17 protein-coding genes and 1 riboswitch are annotated in these 15332 nt (G+C 68.8%); of the genes, 14 read left to right on the top strand and 3 right to left on the bottom strand.

The features are described 5' to 3' along the window. Positions 1-2: 2 nt before the first annotated feature. The 10 genes from QN141_06840 (at position 3) to QN141_06885 (ending at position 10376) form a co-directional block, all read left to right on the top strand. A complete protein-coding gene (locus QN141_06840; protein MDR7558187.1) occupies positions 3-464 on the top strand; it encodes a prepilin-type N-terminal cleavage/methylation domain-containing protein in 462 nt (153 codons plus the stop codon). Next, positions 461-1384: a transglycosylase SLT domain-containing protein gene (locus tag QN141_06845; GenBank protein MDR7558188.1), complete on the top strand. Its 924-nt coding sequence runs from the start codon at positions 461-463 to the stop codon at positions 1382-1384. The genes QN141_06840 and QN141_06845 overlap by 4 nt, the downstream gene beginning before the upstream one ends. Before the next feature lie 152 nt (positions 1385-1536). Then, a riboswitch (cyclic di-GMP riboswitch) is annotated at positions 1537-1619 on the top strand. Positions 1620-1676: 57 nt separating this feature from the next. After that, positions 1677-2471: a sigma-70 family RNA polymerase sigma factor gene (locus QN141_06850; protein MDR7558189.1), complete on the top strand. Its 795-nt coding sequence runs from the start codon at positions 1677-1679 to the stop codon at positions 2469-2471. A 27-nt stretch (positions 2472-2498) separates the two neighbouring features. Further along, positions 2499-2771: a MerR family transcriptional regulator gene (locus QN141_06855; GenBank protein ID MDR7558190.1), complete on the top strand. Its 273-nt coding sequence runs from the start codon at positions 2499-2501 to the stop codon at positions 2769-2771. Further along, a complete protein-coding gene (locus QN141_06860; protein MDR7558191.1) occupies positions 2771-3148 on the top strand; it encodes a hypothetical protein in 378 nt (125 codons plus the stop codon). Before QN141_06855 ends, QN141_06860 begins: the two co-directional genes overlap by 1 nt. Before the next feature lie 40 nt (positions 3149-3188). Further along, positions 3189-3566, top strand: coding sequence for a roadblock/LC7 domain-containing protein (locus QN141_06865; GenBank protein ID MDR7558192.1), 378 nt, complete (start codon positions 3189-3191; stop codon positions 3564-3566). 11 nt (positions 3567-3577) lie between these two features. Beyond that, positions 3578-6094: a type IV-A pilus assembly ATPase PilB gene (gene pilB / locus QN141_06870; protein ID MDR7558193.1), complete on the top strand. Its 2517-nt coding sequence runs from the start codon at positions 3578-3580 to the stop codon at positions 6092-6094. 16 nt (positions 6095-6110) lie between these two features. Continuing rightward, on the top strand, positions 6111-7850 hold the full coding sequence (locus QN141_06875; GenBank protein ID MDR7558194.1) for a GspE/PulE family protein: 1740 nt from the start codon (positions 6111-6113) through the stop codon (positions 7848-7850). 107 nt (positions 7851-7957) lie between these two features. Then, a complete protein-coding gene (locus QN141_06880) occupies positions 7958-9121 on the top strand; it encodes a type IV pilus twitching motility protein PilT (protein ID MDR7558195.1) in 1164 nt (387 codons plus the stop codon). A gap of 43 nt (positions 9122-9164) precedes the next feature. Further along, positions 9165-10376 (top strand): type II secretion system F family protein, encoded by a 1212-nt coding sequence (locus QN141_06885; protein ID MDR7558196.1) that lies wholly within the window; start codon positions 9165-9167, stop codon positions 10374-10376. Positions 10377-10501: 125 nt separating this feature from the next. On the opposite strand, the gene QN141_06890 is transcribed toward QN141_06885, so the two are convergent. Together QN141_06890 and QN141_06895 are read right to left on the bottom strand one after the other, a co-directional pair. Next, entirely contained in the window at positions 10502-10852 is a 351-nt protein-coding gene (locus tag QN141_06890; GenBank protein MDR7558197.1) for an aspartyl protease family protein, read from the bottom strand. Between the two features lie 182 nt (positions 10853-11034). After that, positions 11035-11793, bottom strand: coding sequence for a hypothetical protein (locus QN141_06895; GenBank protein ID MDR7558198.1), 759 nt, complete (start codon positions 11791-11793; stop codon positions 11035-11037). A 214-nt stretch (positions 11794-12007) separates the two neighbouring features. Between QN141_06895 and QN141_06900 the strand changes: the two genes are divergently transcribed. From QN141_06900 to QN141_06915, 4 genes are all read left to right on the top strand, one after another. Continuing rightward, positions 12008-12436 carry a type II secretion system protein gene (locus QN141_06900; GenBank protein MDR7558199.1) on the top strand — a complete coding sequence of 143 codons (429 nt, stop codon included), beginning with the start codon at positions 12008-12010 and terminating at the stop codon, positions 12434-12436. 130 nt (positions 12437-12566) lie between these two features. Then, the gene (locus QN141_06905) at positions 12567-12995 is read left to right on the top strand and encodes a prepilin-type N-terminal cleavage/methylation domain-containing protein (GenBank protein MDR7558200.1); all 429 of its coding nucleotides are present in this window, start codon (positions 12567-12569) and stop codon (positions 12993-12995) included. Positions 12996-13079: 84 nt separating this feature from the next. After that, positions 13080-13664, top strand: a complete 585-nt coding sequence (locus QN141_06910) for a tetratricopeptide repeat protein (GenBank protein ID MDR7558201.1) — start codon at positions 13080-13082, stop codon at positions 13662-13664. After that, positions 13627-15072: an O-antigen ligase family protein gene (locus tag QN141_06915; GenBank protein ID MDR7558202.1), complete on the top strand. Its 1446-nt coding sequence runs from the start codon at positions 13627-13629 to the stop codon at positions 15070-15072. Before QN141_06910 ends, QN141_06915 begins: the two co-directional genes overlap by 38 nt. On the opposite strand, the gene QN141_06920 is transcribed toward QN141_06915, so the two are convergent. After that, a complete protein-coding gene (locus tag QN141_06920; protein ID MDR7558203.1) occupies positions 15000-15230 on the bottom strand; it encodes a hypothetical protein in 231 nt (76 codons plus the stop codon). The two genes, QN141_06915 and QN141_06920, sit on opposite strands and share 73 nt — an antisense overlap. Positions 15231-15332: the final 102 nt, after the last annotated feature.

A 15332-nucleotide genomic window follows, 5' to 3' on the forward strand; every position in this document is an offset into this window, starting at 1 on the left:
GGATGGCCGCGGCAGGCCGGAGGGGCCCGATCCGGGGGCAGGCCGGACTCAGCATCATCGAGCTGATGGTGGCCATGGGGGTGCTGGCCGTCGTCCTGGCCATCGCCGTGAACCAGTGGCACGACTACTCGGAGTGGCAGCGGCTGCGCTACGGCACGGTGCAGGTGGCGACCGACCTGCGTGAGGCCCAGGAGCGCGCCCGGGCCGAGCGAAGGCAGTACACCGTGACCTTCACCTCCGGATCCGCGGCCTACGCCATCGCCGGTCCGGGCTACTCGGAGAACGCCGAGATGCCGGCCGGCGTTACCGCCACCGCCACCCAGACGATCTACTTCTCGGCCTTCGGCAAGCCGGTCACCGTCGGCGGCGCGCCGACGGCGTACTCCGTGACGGTGCAGAACCCCAAGGGCAGCGGGACGATCTCCATCACCCAGGCCGGGGGCATCACCTACAGCGAGCCATGAGGCGGGTCGCCGGCATCCGCCGTGCCGCGGCTGCCGTGACCGCGGTCGCCGCGAGTGCGACGGTCGTGGGGCTCTCCGCCGTCCCGGCGGCCGCCGGGACGGCGACGGCAATGCGCGCCGCCCGGGAGGCCTACCTGACCGGCCGGTACGCCGAGGCCGTGCCGCTGCTCCGCGCTCACCTGCGCGTGGCGCCCCGGGACGCGGCAGCCTGGGTCTGGCTGGGAGCCTCCCACTATGCGTCGGGAGAGATTCGCCCGGCGATCTGGGCCTTCGAGAGCGCGGCACTCCTCGACCCTGCTCCGGAGATTCTGCTGTGGCTGGGGGCGGCCTATGCCCGCGGCGGACGGACCACGGAGGCGGAGCAGGCGCTGCAGCAGGCGCGGCGGGCGGATCGCGGCCAGGCCGGCGTGATCGCCGGCCAGTGGCTGCGGGCGCTGCGGGGCCGGCGGGCTCCGGTGCTGGCTAAGGATGATCAGGCGGCGCGGTACGCCTGGGTCGTCCGCTGGTACAACCCGTCCCTCTCCGACGTCCAGGTGGAGGTGATCGTCCGCAGTGTGCTGGGCTACGCCCGGATGTACGAGGTCGATCCGCGGCTGGTGATGGCCCTGATCGCCGTGGAGTCCGGATTCAGCATCTCGGCGCGGTCGTCGGCCGGAGCGATGGGGCTGGGACAGCTGATGCCGGCCACCGCCCGGCAGCTGCAGGTCGATCCGTGGGATCCGGTGGCCAACATCTACGGCACGGTCCGCTATCTCCGTCTGCAACTCGACCGCTTCGGCGGGAACACGGCGCTGGCCCTGGCCGCCTACAACGCCGGCCGCGGGGCGGTGATGCGCTACGGCGGCATTCCGCCGTACCGCGAGACCCAGTGGTACGTCGTCAACGTCATGGCGCTCTTCGGCCGGCTGTCCGGGACGTAAGGCGGCCCAGGGAGGCGGGGTGGCACAGGAGTTGCTACCAATCTTCCACAGAACCCCTTCCCGGTTTTCCCCGCCGGGAGGAGGATTCCGCCGGGACGCCGTCGAAAAGGCGAAACGTCAGGGCATAATTTCATAGCAGTTTTCGACGGGTCCTCGCGAAAAGGCAAACCCAGGGCAACCTGGGGGCGCAAAGCTACGGGGCCTTCCCGTAAGGAAGGCCAGCCGGGCTGCCGAACGGGGCGCGTGTATTTTCGCCCTCCTTCAGCAGCCCACGAAGGGGGGCGTTGTCATTATGGCGCGCAGTCGCGCCGCCGTCCGCAACGGGGGAGGTGCAGTGGGGCCGGCGGAGTCGCCCGAGGCGCTGTTCCGGGCCTACCGCTCCACGCGGGATCGAGAGATCCATGCGCGCCTGACCTGCCTGTACATGCCGCTGGTGCACCAGGTGGCCCGCCGCTACAGCCGGTCGGGGGTGCCGCTGGAGGACCTGCACCAGATCGGCTACATCGGGCTGATGAACGCCGTCGCCCATTTCGACCCCGACCGCAGCGTCAAGTTTGAAACCTATGCCCGACACCTGATCGCGGGGGAGATCCGGCACTATCTCCGCGACCAGGGGACCACGGTGCGGCGGCCGCGCTGGCTGTACGAGATGGACCACCGGGTGAGCCGGGCGATCACCGAGCTCACCCAGCGCAAGGGCCGCACCCCCACCGTCGCCGAGATCGCCGGGGAGGTGCAGCTGGCGGAAGACGAGGTGCAGCAGGTGCTGCACGCCCGAGAGTCCCTGCGCTTCCTCTCCCTGGACGAGGAGCGGGAGGGGGACGACGGCGCACCCATCGCCCAGCGCGACCGCATCGCCGCCCGGCAGCTTCCGGCGGGTATAGGTGAAGAGGAACAGGTGTTGATTGCGGACGCCATCCAGCGCCTCTCGGAGCTGCAGCGAAAGGTGATCTACTACCTGTTCTACATGGATCTGACGCAGACCGAGGCGGCGAGGGAACTGGGCATCTCCCAGAAACACGTCTCCCGGGTCATGCATGCCGCCCTGCGGCGGCTGCGGGAGACGATGCGGCCGGAGACGGCCTAGAAGGCAAGGAGGACGGCGGTGAAGACGATGGAGGCTACGGCGGGGCAGGATCTGCCCATCTACCCGATCCGCACCGCGGCGCGCCTGACCGGCGTGGACGCCCGACGCATCCGGGCCTGGGAGAGTCAGTACGGGCTCCTGCACCCGGCCCGGACCCGCGGCGGGCACCGGCTCTTCAGCCAGCGCGACCTGGAGCTGATCCGACGGATCAAACGCCTGATCGACGAGGAGGGGCTGCGCCTGCAGGGCGTGCGTCTGCTGCTCGAGGCGGAATCGGTCGACACCGGGGGGGCGGCCTGATGGCCGGGAACGTGAAGGATCTGCTGCGCGGCCTCGTCGGAGGCATCGAGGGAGTGGTGGGCGCGGCCGTGGTGGGTATGGACGGCGCGCCCATTGAGACCATGCGCGTGGAGCAGGAGTTCTCCGTGGAGGAGATCGCCCAGGAAGGGGCGATGGCCAGCAAAGTGCTGGACTACCTGTGCCAGAAAGTCGATGCCGGCGCCATCGACCACATCATGCTGGTCGCCGAGCGCTACGTCGTCCTCCTGGCGATGGCCGGTCAGGACTACTACGTCGGGATCGTCGTCCAGCCCAGGGGGAACGTGGGCAAGGCCAGGCTGCAGCTGCGGCGGTTCATGCCGGAGATCGCCTCGGTGCTGAACGCCGGTGTGATCTGAGCACGAATGTGAATTGACGATTGGGAAAGGGATGAGCGTCATGCAGACGATGGACACGGCGACCGCAGGCGGACTCCGAGGCATCCTGGAAGGGCTGCTCCGCATCGACGGCGTGACCGCGGCCCTGGTGGTGGGACGGGACGGCTTCGTCATCGAGGCGGTGAGCAGCGATGCGATCGAGACCGACTCTGTGGGCGCCATCGCCGCCAGCTCCCTGGCTACCTCCGAGGCGATGGGCGGGGAGCTTCACCTCGGGCCGCTGGGGTCGATCCTGATCGAGTTCGAGCAGGGGCCGGTGGCGGTCTCCCCGGCTGGCCCGGAGGCGGTGCTGGCCGTGGTGGGCAACCAGCACGTCAACCTGGGCCGCCTGCGCATCGAGATGCGGAAGATCCGCACCGCGGTGGCCAACCAGCTGTAGAGGACCCGGGCGTGATCGAGCTGGCGGAGTACAAACAGCGACTGCGGGTCCCCCTCCAGGACACCACGCTCGACCGCGCCCTGGCCTTCTACCAGGCCAGGACACTGGAGCGGCGGGGACAGTTCGACGAGGCCATCGCCGCGTACAAGAAGGTTCTGGAATACGGCCCGCAGGACGGGGTGGCCTACGCCCGCCTGGCCTCCCTCTACGTGCAGCGGGGGCTGCCCCGGGCCGCGGTCATGGTCTACGTGGCCCTGGCCGAGATGCACATCAGCCGCGACCGCTGGGAGAAGGCCGCCGCCGCCTACGAGAAGGCCACAGAGCTCGACCCCGACGACTCGGACGTCCACAGCGCGCTGCGCGACGTCTACATCCGGCTGGGCTGGCTCAAAGAGGCGGCGAAGGTCCAGGCCCGGCTGGACCGCATCCTGACCGAGACCCCGAAGGGGGCCGTGGCCGAGCCCCTGGCACCTCCGCCGCCCGCGGCGAAGCCGTCTGTGCCGAAGCCCGACGGCGTGAAGCCCGATGCTGCAAAGCCCGATGGAGCCGTCGCAGACGGCGCCGCTCCCCGGGTCAAGCCCGACGGGGCGGCCCCGGCGGGCGCACCCGCAGCACCGGGCCAGTCCGCTCCGCCGGCGTCGGAACGGGCGCAGCCGGCAGGGCCGCCCGCCGCGCCGCCCGAGGCAACGCGATCCCCCCGCCGGGGACAGGAACCTCCCGCGCCCGCCAAGGACCGCCCGAAGGCGAAGGAGGCCGCTCCCGCCTCTCCGGCGCCCGCCCCCCCGGCGCCTGCTCCGGCCGCCCCCGGCACCAAACGGGGGATGCGGGCCCGCACCGAATCCCTGGGCCAGATCCTCCTGGACCAGGGCATGGTCTCGCGCGAGCAGTTGGAGAAGGCCATCCAGATGCATCAGCGCTCCGGCGGACACCTGGGACGGATCCTGGTCGAACTGGGTGCGGTCACAGAACAGCAGCTGGCGCAGGCCCTGGCCGTGCAGTGGGGACTGACCTGGGTGGACCTGAACACGGTCGAGATCGACCCCGACGTGGTGAAGACCATCCCCCAGCACCTGGCCCAGCGCCACAAGGTCCTGGCCATCGAAAAGAGCCGCAAACGCCTCAAGATGGCCATCGCCGACCCGTTGAACGTCCTGGCCGTGGACGACGTGCGGTTGGTGACCGGACTGGAGATCGAGCCGGTGGTGGCCGCCGAGGCCGACATCGTCGCCGCCATCAGCCGCCACTACAGCAGCACCGTGGATTTGGACGAGGCGATGCGCGCCGCCGTGGGCAGCGAGCTGGAGGTGGCGGAAGAACGCACCGAGGAACTCAGCGTCGAGAAGCTGCGCACGCTGACCGAGGAAGCGCCGGTCGTCCGCCTGGTGAACCTGATCATCGGCCAGGCCATCGCCGACGGCGCCAGCGACATCCACATTGAGCCCCACCGCCGCACCCTGAACGTCCGGTACCGCATCGACGGCGTCCTGCACGACGTGATGACCCCGCCCAAGGCGGTGCAGCACGCCATGGTCTCCCGCATCAAGATCATGGCCAACATGGACATCGCCGAGCGCCGCATCCCCCAGGACAACCGGATCCACGTGGTGATCGAAGGCCGAGAGTACGACCTGCGCGTCTCCACCCTGCCCACCGTCTTCGGGGAGAAGGTGGTGATGCGCATCCTGGACCAGTCCAGCACGCGCCTGGGGCTGGGGAAGCTGGGGTTCACGGCCGCAGCCCTGGAGACGTGGGAGCAGCTGGTGAGCAAACCCTACGGGATGGTGCTGGTCACCGGGCCCACCGGCAGCGGGAAGACAACGACGCTGTATTCCACCCTGAACAAGATCAACACCACGGACAAGAACATCATCACCATCGAGGATCCCGTGGAGTACCAGCTGGCCCGGGTGAACCAGGTACAGGTGAACGTCAAAGCCGGCCTGACCTTCGCCAACGGGCTGCGCTCCTTCCTGCGCCAGGACCCCGACATCATCATGGTGGGCGAAATCCGCGACCGGGAGACGGCGGAGATCGCCATCCAGGCCTCGCTCACCGGGCACCTGGTGCTGTCCACGGTGCACACCAACGACGCGCCCAGCGCCACGACCCGGCTGATCGACATGGGCATCGAGCCCTTCCTGATCAGCTCCTCGCTGATCGGCGTGCTGGCCCAGCGCCTGGCCCGGACCATCTGCTCCCACTGCAAGGAGTCCTACGTCCCCCCCGTGGAGGCGCTGCACCGCCTGGGGCTGCAGCCCGAGGAAGGCGAGGAGATCGTCTTCTACCGGGGTCGGGGGTGCGACCGGTGCAAGGGCTCGGGGTACAAGGGACGGATCGGCATCTTCGAGCTGATGGTAATGTCCGACACCCTCCGCGACCTGATCCTCAAGGGGGCCTCCGCGGCGGAGATCCGCGAGGCGGCCATCGCCGAAGGGATGAAGACCTTGCGCGAGGATGGTATCCTCAAGGTACTCGAGGGTATGACGACCGTGGACGAGCTGCTCCGCGTCGTCTTCGTCGAGACATGAGGAGCGTCCGACCGGCATGGCCGAGACCGGGAATCCCCGCCGGCCCGCTCTGGACGGGCCGGGGCGACGGCGTCCCCTGGGGGAGATCCTCCTCTCCGACGGCCTGATCACTCCCGACCAGCTGGCCCGCGCCCTGGAGATCCACCGCGCCAGCGGGCAGCGGCTGGGCCGCATCCTGCTGGAGATGGGGCTGGTGGACCCCGAGCACATCGCCAGCGGGCTGTCCCGGCAGCTCGGGGCGGAGTTCCTGCGCTTGACCCAGATCCCGCTGCGCGAGGAGGTCCTGCGCCTGGTGCCGGCCGCCGTGGCCGGCCGCCTCCAGGCCATTCCCGTGGCCCGCGACGGCGCATCTTTGACCGTGGCCATGGTCGATCCCCTGGACGTCGTCGCCCTGGACGACATCCGCCGGATGACGGGGCTGGACGTCCGCGTCGCCGTCACCACCCTGGCCGACTTCCAGTACGCCCTGAACCAGTACCCGCCCCTGGATGCCGAGAGCGAGCTGCTCATGGACCTGCCGCGGCGCGAGACAGCGGTCGAGGAGGTCTCTCCGGAGGCGCTGCGGCGGGCGGCGGAGGAGCAGCCGATCATCCGCCTGGTCAACCGGATCATTGAGGAGGCCGTCCGCCGGCGGGCCAGCGACATCCACATCGAACCCCAGGAGAAGGGGATCCGGGTCCGCTACCGCATCGACGGCGTGCTCAAAGTCCAGCACACTCTCCCCGAGCACATCCACCCCCAGGTCGTCTCGCGCATCAAGATCATGGGGACGATGGACATCGCCGAGCGGCGGCTCCCCCAGGACGGCAGTTTCCAGACCCGCGTGGACGGCCGGGCCATCGACGTGCGGGTTTCCACCGTCCCCTCCTTCTACGGGGAGAAGGCGGTGCTGCGGCTGCTGGACAAGGCCGCGCCGATCTACGACCTGGACAAGCTGGGGCTGTCCACGCGGAACATCACGCGGCTGCGCCAGATCATCCGCCGCCCCCAGGGCATCTTCCTCCTCACCGGGCCCACGGGCAGCGGGAAGACGACGACCCTGTACGCCATCCTGCGGGAACTGAACAGCGAGGCGGTCAACATCCTGACCATCGAGGACCCCGTGGAGTACCAGATTCCGGGCGTGACCCAGGTGCAGGTGAACGTTCGGGCCGGGGTGACCTTCGCCTCGGCGCTGCGCCACTTCCTGCGTCAGGACCCGGACATCATCATGGTGGGCGAAATCCGGGATCACGAGACGGCGCGCATCGCCGTCCAGGCCGCCCTCACCGGACACCTGGTGCTGAGCACCCTGCACACCAACGACGCGCCGGGGGCGGTGACGCGCCTGTTGGACATGGGCATCGAACCCTACTTGGTCGCCTCCGCCCTGGAAGGGGTGGCCGCCCAGCGCCTGGTGCGGGTCCTGTGTCCCCGCTGCCGGGTCCCCGATCCCTACAGCGGCGACGACCTCCGGGCGCGGTTCGGCCTGGCCCTCCCCGAGGGGGAGTACCTCCTGGCCAGGGGCTGCGAGTACTGCAACTACACCGGCTACCGGGGGCGGGTGGCCATCTTCGAGATCGCCCAGATGGACGACGACCTGCGCCAGCTGGTCATCAACCGGGCCCCGCACCACGCCATCAAGGACACCGCGGTGCAGGCCGGGATGGTCACGCTCCTGGACGACGGGCTGGAGAAGGCGGCGCGGGGGATCACCTCGCTGGCCGAGGTCCTGCGCGTCGTGCAGATCGAACGCGTCGAGGGCAACGGCGACTGACGGGCTGCCCCGTCCGGGGCAATCCCCCCGGCCGGCCTCGTTGGGGCAGGCCTAGCGTCCGCGCCGCCGGGGTATGGTAAGGCGGAGGACCAGCCGAGGAGCCCTGGATGCACATCGATGACCTGCTGCGCGAAGCCGTCGACGCCAAAGCGAGCGACCTGCACCTCACCGTCGGCATCCCGCCGACGATCCGGGTCTGGGGCAAGCTGCAGCCGCTGAACTACCCGGTACTGACGCCCGAGGACACCTTCCAGCTCGGGTACAGCATGCTCAACACCTTCCAGAAGCAGCGCTTCGAGAAGAACTGGGAGCTGGACCTCTCCTACTCGGTGTCCGGGCTGGGCCGCTTCCGCGTCAACCTGTACCGCCAGCGCGGCTCGGTGGGTGTGGCCGCCCGCGTCATCCCGGACAAGGTCCCGCCCTTCGAAGCCCTGAACCTGCCTCCGGTGCTGAAGGACCTCTGCCGCCTGCCCCGCGGGCTGATCCTGGTCACGGGGCCCACCGGCCACGGCAAGTCCACGACGCTGGCGGCGATGATCGACTTCATCAACAACGAGCGGTCGGCGCACATCGTGACCATCGAAGACCCCATCGAGTACGTGCACGCCCACCGCAAGAGCATCATCAACCAGCGCGAGCTGGGGCAGGACACCCAGAGCTTCCCCAACGCCCTGCGCGCCGTGCTGCGCGAGGACCCCAACATCATCATGATCGGCGAGATGCGCGACCTGGAGACGATCAGCGCCGCGCTGACCATCGCCGAGACCGGCCACCTGGTCTTCGCCACCCTGCACACGGCCAACGCCGCCCAGAGCATCGACCGCATCATCGACGTCTTCCCCCCGCACCAGCAGCAGCAGATCCGGGTGCAGCTGGCCGCGGTCCTGGAAGCGGTGCTCTCCCAGCAGCTGCTGCCGAACCTCCAGTTCACCCGGCAGGCCGAGACCCGCCGGCCGGTGGCCGCCGCGGTGCGCAGCGGCGGGGGGGAGACCATCGCCTCGGGCTCGGCGTTCCCGTCACTGGGGGAGGTGGGGCGGGTGCCGGCGATCGAGATCATGATCGCCACGCCGGCCATCCGCAACCTGATCCGCGAGGCCAAGACCCACCAGATTCACACGGCGATCCAGACCGGCGCCCAGTACGCGATGCAGACCATGGACCAGGCACTGTACAACCTGTACTCCCGGCGTCTGATCACCCTGGAGAACGCGCTGGCGCGGGCGATCTATCCGGACGAGCTGCGCAAGCTCATCGAGCGGGGAGGCCAGTAGCGGCGGGCGGCCGCGACGGACGGAAGGAACGAGGTGAGGCGAGATGGCCACGTTCAGATACAGCGCGCGTGACGCCTCGGGCCGCGTGGTGGCCGGGGCCATCGAGGCCGAGACCGAGGTCATGGTCGTCGGCAAGCTGCGCGACATGGGGTTCTACGTCACCAGCCTCTCCCGGGAGGCGCCCAAGATTGACGTTCGGGAGGGGCTGCGGCGCCTGCGCAAGGTCAGCCTGCGGGAGCTGACGGTCTTCACCCGACAGTTCGCCACGATGGTGAACGCCGGGCTGTCCATGGTGCGCACGCTGTCCATCCTGGAGGAGCAGTCCGAGTCCAGCAAGCTGAAGAAGCTCATCGGCGAGGTGCGCAGCGACGTGGAGCAGGGCATGACGCTGTCCGACGCCTTCGGCAAGCACCCCCAGACCTTCAGCTCGCTGATGGTGAACATGGTGCGGGCCGGCGAGGTGGGCGGTGTGTTGGACGAGGTCCTCAACCGCATCGCCGGTTTCTACGAGAAGGACATGGCCCTGCGGCAGAAGGTGCGGGCCGCCGTGACCTATCCCGTGGCCATCTTCATCTTCTCCATCGGCATCATCATGTTCCTGGTGTTCTTCATCCTGCCCCAGTTCATCGGTTTCTTCGAGGGGCTGGACCTGACGCTGCCCTGGCCGACGCGCATCCTGATCCTCTTCACCCGCACCATGACCACCTACTGGTACATCATCTTCGGTTTCCTGGTCCTTCTGCTCTACGGCCTGCGCCTCTACATCCGCACCCCGCCCGGCCGCATGAACTTCGACCGGTTCAAGCTGCGCATCCCCATCTTCGGGCCGCTGGTGCGCAAGGTGACCATCTCCCGCTTCTCGCGCACCCTGGGCACGCTGATCAGCAGCGGCGTCCCCATCATGCAGGCCCTAGAGGTGGTGGCCAAGGCCGTGGACAACACCATCGTCAGCCAGGCCATCGACAACGTGCGGGCCAGCATCCGCGAAGGGGAGAGCGTGGCCCTGCCCCTGCAGGCCAGCGGGCTGTTCCCGCCCATGGTGGTGCAGATGACGGCGGTGGGCGAGGAGACCGGCCAGCTGGACTCCATGCTGACCAAGGTGGCGGACTTCTACGACGGGGAAGTGGAGACCACGCTGTCCCAGCTGACCTCGATCATCGAACCGCTGCTGATCCTCTTCCTGGGCTTCGTCGTGGGCTTCATCGTCCTGGCCTTCTACATGCCCCTGTACCAGATCATCACGGGGATCAAGTAACCGCTGGGATCGTTCGGTCGAGCAATGCGCAGGGCCGGGGATTTTCCCGGCCCTGCCCACGTTACGCGAACCCAATTGTAGTCACACATCTGAACCGGGGCAAGGAGGCCCGGTTCGGGCGGTCCTCAGGCCAACATCATCCGCATCGGCTGGAGCTCTCTGGTAAAGGGGTTGAGGACCAGACCCAGGATCTCCAGCGTGACCACCCCCAGAAGCGCCTCGTCGCCGGGTTCGCCGAGGACGACCGGCGTGTGCGCGGCGCCCTGGGGCAGGATGATGTAGCACTCCGAAACCGCCCGCTCCACCGTCGTCCCGTCGGCCAGCGCAAAGGCGACCCGCCGGCTCGGGGCCAGGCCGAGGCGGCGCCACACGTCGTGGGGAACCACCGTGTACGTGGCGCCGCTGTCCACCAGGAAGCGCACGGGAACCTCCACCGGGCCCGCCCGGACGATTCCCTCGACATAAGTCACACTCATACTGTGCCCCGGGACTCCTCACCGGAGATGATAGCATCGGCGCGCCCTGCCGGCGATGACCCGGTCTGGCTATCGGGTGCGCCTGCTGGCGAAGGCGTGCGACACCCAGAGCACTTCAGGCGGCATGAGAAGGGCCGGGAGGGACTCCCCCCGGCCGCCTTTCTTGCGTTGACAAGACTGGCTCAGTGGGACGCGCTCAACTGCTCCCGGACGACCCGCTCGGCCTCCTCGGCGGTGATCCAGATGCCGGAGGTCTCGTACACCAGGCGGCGCAGGTACCCGGCGAGGGACATGAACCGGGTCTCCGCCGTGTACCCCCGGAGATGAGCAACGTTGGGGTATCCCGTGGCCGTCGGGATGGCCGCCGGCGCACCCCGCTGGAGGGCGGAGACCATGGCGCTGGTGCCAGGGCGAAACACCAGGATCGCCGCCACCCCCTGGCCGTCGAGACCGAAGGCGATGCCGCGGCCCTCGTAGATCAGCCCGGGGAAGCCCTCCACCGTCCCGCGCCGGAAGTCGCGGCCGAAGACCTCGTAGACGCTCTCCACCCGGTACCCGACGCCCAGCGTCTCGTCGATCTTCAGCAAACTGTTGGTGCTGGCCACCGCGGTGACGGCGCCCGACCTGGCGTAGACCGTAATCCCGTATCGACTGAACAGGTACGCCGTGTCCAGAGCGGTCTCGCGGATGGCGGAGGGCCGTCCAAAACGCGTCAGCACGTTGCTCAGGCGGGCACCGATCGCCACACCGGCCAGCGACCGGCCGGGGACGATGTTCCGCGGGCCGGCCGGTCCCTCCGGCCGGGGCGGGGCCGGCAACTGCGGCGGCGGGGCCTGTTCCTGGGCGGCCGGGGGTTGCTGGGGCGGGGGCTGCTGGGCGGCTACCGGCCGGACCGGCACCAGAAGCAGGAGGGCGGCTGCAAGGACGACGGCAAAGCGCATCGATGGGTTCTCTCCTTGTCGACCTGTTCGCAGGTTGTTTCCTCTCAGGCCGGGAGTTTCCTTCCCCCCGCTTCATGCCCCCCCGCAAGCCGGCTCCAGACTCCCCGTCCCCCCGCGGGCCGCCTAAACCGGGGCCAGCCGGGGTATAGGCAGCATGACAGGGCCCGGTCTAGATGCGCCGGGCCTCTGAACTGCATGCGCGGCGGATCATCCATTGACGCGGACTCATCGGCAGGCAGGCTTCACGCTCATCGAGCTACTCATCGTCATCGCCATCCTGGCCGTCCTGGCAGCGATCCTGATCCCCAACTTCGTCCGCTCCCGCGCCTCGGCCCTGCTGGCCACCTGCCAGCTCGACCTGCGCAATATTGCCTACGCCCTGGACATCTACTACAACGAGAATCAGGTCTATCCCGATGCGTCCAACTGGCAGACGACCCTGGAGTCGGGGGGGTACATCCGTTCGGTCCCCCGGTCGCCCATCGACCGGGCGCCCTACGCCTACGCCACCAACGCCACTCGCACCAACTTCGTGCTCTCGGACGGTCCGAACAAGTACACCCAGGCCGGGGTGACGGGGTACGTGGTCTATACCCCGGTCGGAGGAGTTCTGGTAGGCGCCCCCTCCGTGCCCACTCCCTGAGGGCAATTGGCCCGGGGAGGCCACAGGCCCGGAGGGCGGACAGGTCTAAAGGCTGGCGATGGTGGGCAGGATGTGCGGCAGAGAGAAACCCTGGCGAGGGTTTCACCTTCTGAGTAGAGGAGGAAAACACATGCTCCGGTTCTTCCACCGCAGACTGCGCAACGAGCGCGGCTTCACCCTGATCGAACTCCTGATCGTCGTCGCCATCATCGCCATTCTGGCGGCGATCCTGATCCCGAACTTCCTGCGGGCCCGCGCTCAGTCCCAGGTCTCGGCCTCCAAGGGCAACATGAAGAACATCGCCACCGCCCTGGAGAGCTACTTTGTGGACAACGGGTCGTATCCGACGACCCTGGCCCAGCTGGCGGCCGCGCCGCAGAACTACCTGCGGTCCACGCCGAACGATCCGTGCACCAACCAGCCGTATGTTTACACTCCCACAGGATCGCCGCCGCAGGACTACGCGCTAACCACGCCGGCGGGCTGGACCAGCAGTCCCTGCAACGCCATCGTGCCGAACGGCCTGACCTACACGCCTGGCGGCGGCCTGTCGCCGTAGCCATCGCACCAGGCCATCGTGCAACCGGATGAGGGTGCGAGGGGCCCTGACCCCGTCGCACCCTCGCCCTTTCCAGGAGGGGCAGTGTCGAGATCCGATCTGCTGAGGTGGATCCGCGGGGCACTCCTCGGAGTCTGCGTGGCCGCCCTGCTTCCGGCGGGATCGAGGTTGGGCGAGGCCCTTGCCTCGGTAGGGAATGAGAAGGCGGCGGCTCAGGCCTACGAACGCGGGCTGGCTTTGCTGGCAACCGGCCGGCCGGATGAGGCGGCCGAGCTGTTCCGACGGGCGATCGTCCTAGTACCCGATGCCGTGGGGCCGCGCCGAAGTCTCGCCGACCTGCTGGCCCGTCAGGGGAAGACGGAGGCCGCCGTCGCACTGTACCGCTCCATCCTGGCTGCCTATCCTGCAGCCTACGAGCCGGCGTTCCTCCGGGAACGGGGGATCATCGAGTTCAGGGGCGGACGCCTTCACGAGGCTCGACGGGATTTTGTCCGGACCCTGGACCTCAACCCTTCGGACTGGCTAGCCGCGTACTACCTTGGCCACACCTACGCCCGTCTCGGCGACCGCGACGCGGCCCGGCGCGAATGGCGGCGAGCAGTCATCTTGAACCCGCAGTTTCGGCAGGTCCATGCCAACCTTCGTGATCTTGGACCGCCACGACCCTAAGGCGTCTCCGGCGCCTCCGGCCTCCGGCGGACGCCTCGAAGAGGCGATCTCCCTGTGGATCCGTGGCTTAGGAGTCACTCTGGCGATTGCCGTACCGCTCGCTGTCAACCCGTGGGCGCGGGACGCCTACAGTGCGATCAAGGCCCTGCTGATCTGGATCCTCACGCCGGCGATGCTGGTCGGGTGGGCTGCGGCCTATCTCGCCAAGAGGTCGCCTCGTTGGCGCTCGACCAGGCCGGAACTCGCCGCCTGGCTCCTGGTGCTGGCGGCGCTGCTCACGACCGGCGTGACGGTGGACCCACGGCTGACGCTCTTCGGCGCCTCCGGCCGCCACGAGGGACTCCTCACGGTGCTGGCGTATGTCGCCCTGTACTTCATCGCCGTGCACTTCTTCGCCGGTGGAGAGGGAATGCGGCTGCTCACCCGGTGCCTGGGAGTGGGGGCGGTCCTGGCTTCCGTCCACGCCGTCTTCCAGCTCGGCCTGGGGCCGCAGTTTTTCACAGAGGCCTACGTGTACGACTGGTATGCCTTTCCCCACCTGCCGAGGGTCTTCGGCACACTGGGGAGCCCGATCGCGCTGGGAGCGTATCTGAGCGTAGCCCTCCCCATGAGTATGGCGATGGCCGCTGCGACGTCTGGCGCCAGGAGGATCATCTGGTCCGGGGCGCTGGTCATGATGGCGGTAGCCCTGGCCTCTACGTCTACGCGGGCCGCGTGGGGCGGGACCGCGGCAGGAGTTGTTCTGCTCTTCCTGCTGCTTCGACGGACGCCGGGCGCGCGGACGGTGGCGCTTTCCGCCGTCCTGGCCGCCGTCGTCTCGGGTGGAGCTCTCCTGGTGGCGACGGGTACGCCGACGCCCATCGTCGAGCGGGCCGCCGCCGCCGCGGACCCCGGTGCCGGCTCCTTCGCCCAGCGGATCTACATCTGGCGGCGCGTGATCGACCTCGTGCGGGCGAGACCGCTGTCGGGGTGGGGCCTCGAGACGCTGGGGGTGGTGTTCCCCTACGACCGCGCTTCTCTCGTGGAGGCCTTCGGGGTGAGGCCGGTGATCATCGACCGGGCGCACAACGACCTGCTGCAGGTTGCAGTGTCGATGGGTCTCGTGGGGGCCGTCGCCTACATCGCCCTCTGGGGCTCCGTCCTCTTCGCTGCCTGGCGGCTGTGCCGTACAGTCTCAGGTCCCGACCGCGTCCTTGCCTGCGGCTGGCTGGCCGCGCTGGCGGCTTATCTTATCCAGCTCCAGTTCTCGTTCAGTATCGTCGCGGTGGCGCCGCTGGTCTGGCTGCTGGCCGGCGCCGCCTGCGGGTGGGAGACGGCGGCAGGGAATGGTAGAGATCACGGGACGGGCAGGTACCGCATGGCGACGGGGAGCAGGATGGAGATCACGAGCAACCCCAGGAGCCAGTAGAATTGGCGATCCATCTTGTCGTCCAGGCGGTTGAAGCGCGCTTCCAGCCTCTCGTCGAGCTGGCTGAGGCGCTGTTCCACGCCTCCCAGCCGGGCACTGATCTGATCGTAAGCCCCTTCCAGCCTGGCCAGACGCGCTTCGATGGTCTCCACCGCCATCTCGGCCTCCTGCCCTCCTGCGCCACCAACAGGGTACCACACCGCGGCCGCATTCCGGAGGATCCAGGCCGCGACGCGCGACGCGCGTCCTGCCTGGACGGG

It is taken from the genome of Armatimonadota bacterium (assembly GCA_031459765.1).
GTDB lineage: Bacteria > Sysuimicrobiota > Sysuimicrobiia > Sysuimicrobiales > Kaftiobacteriaceae > Kaftiobacterium > Kaftiobacterium secundum.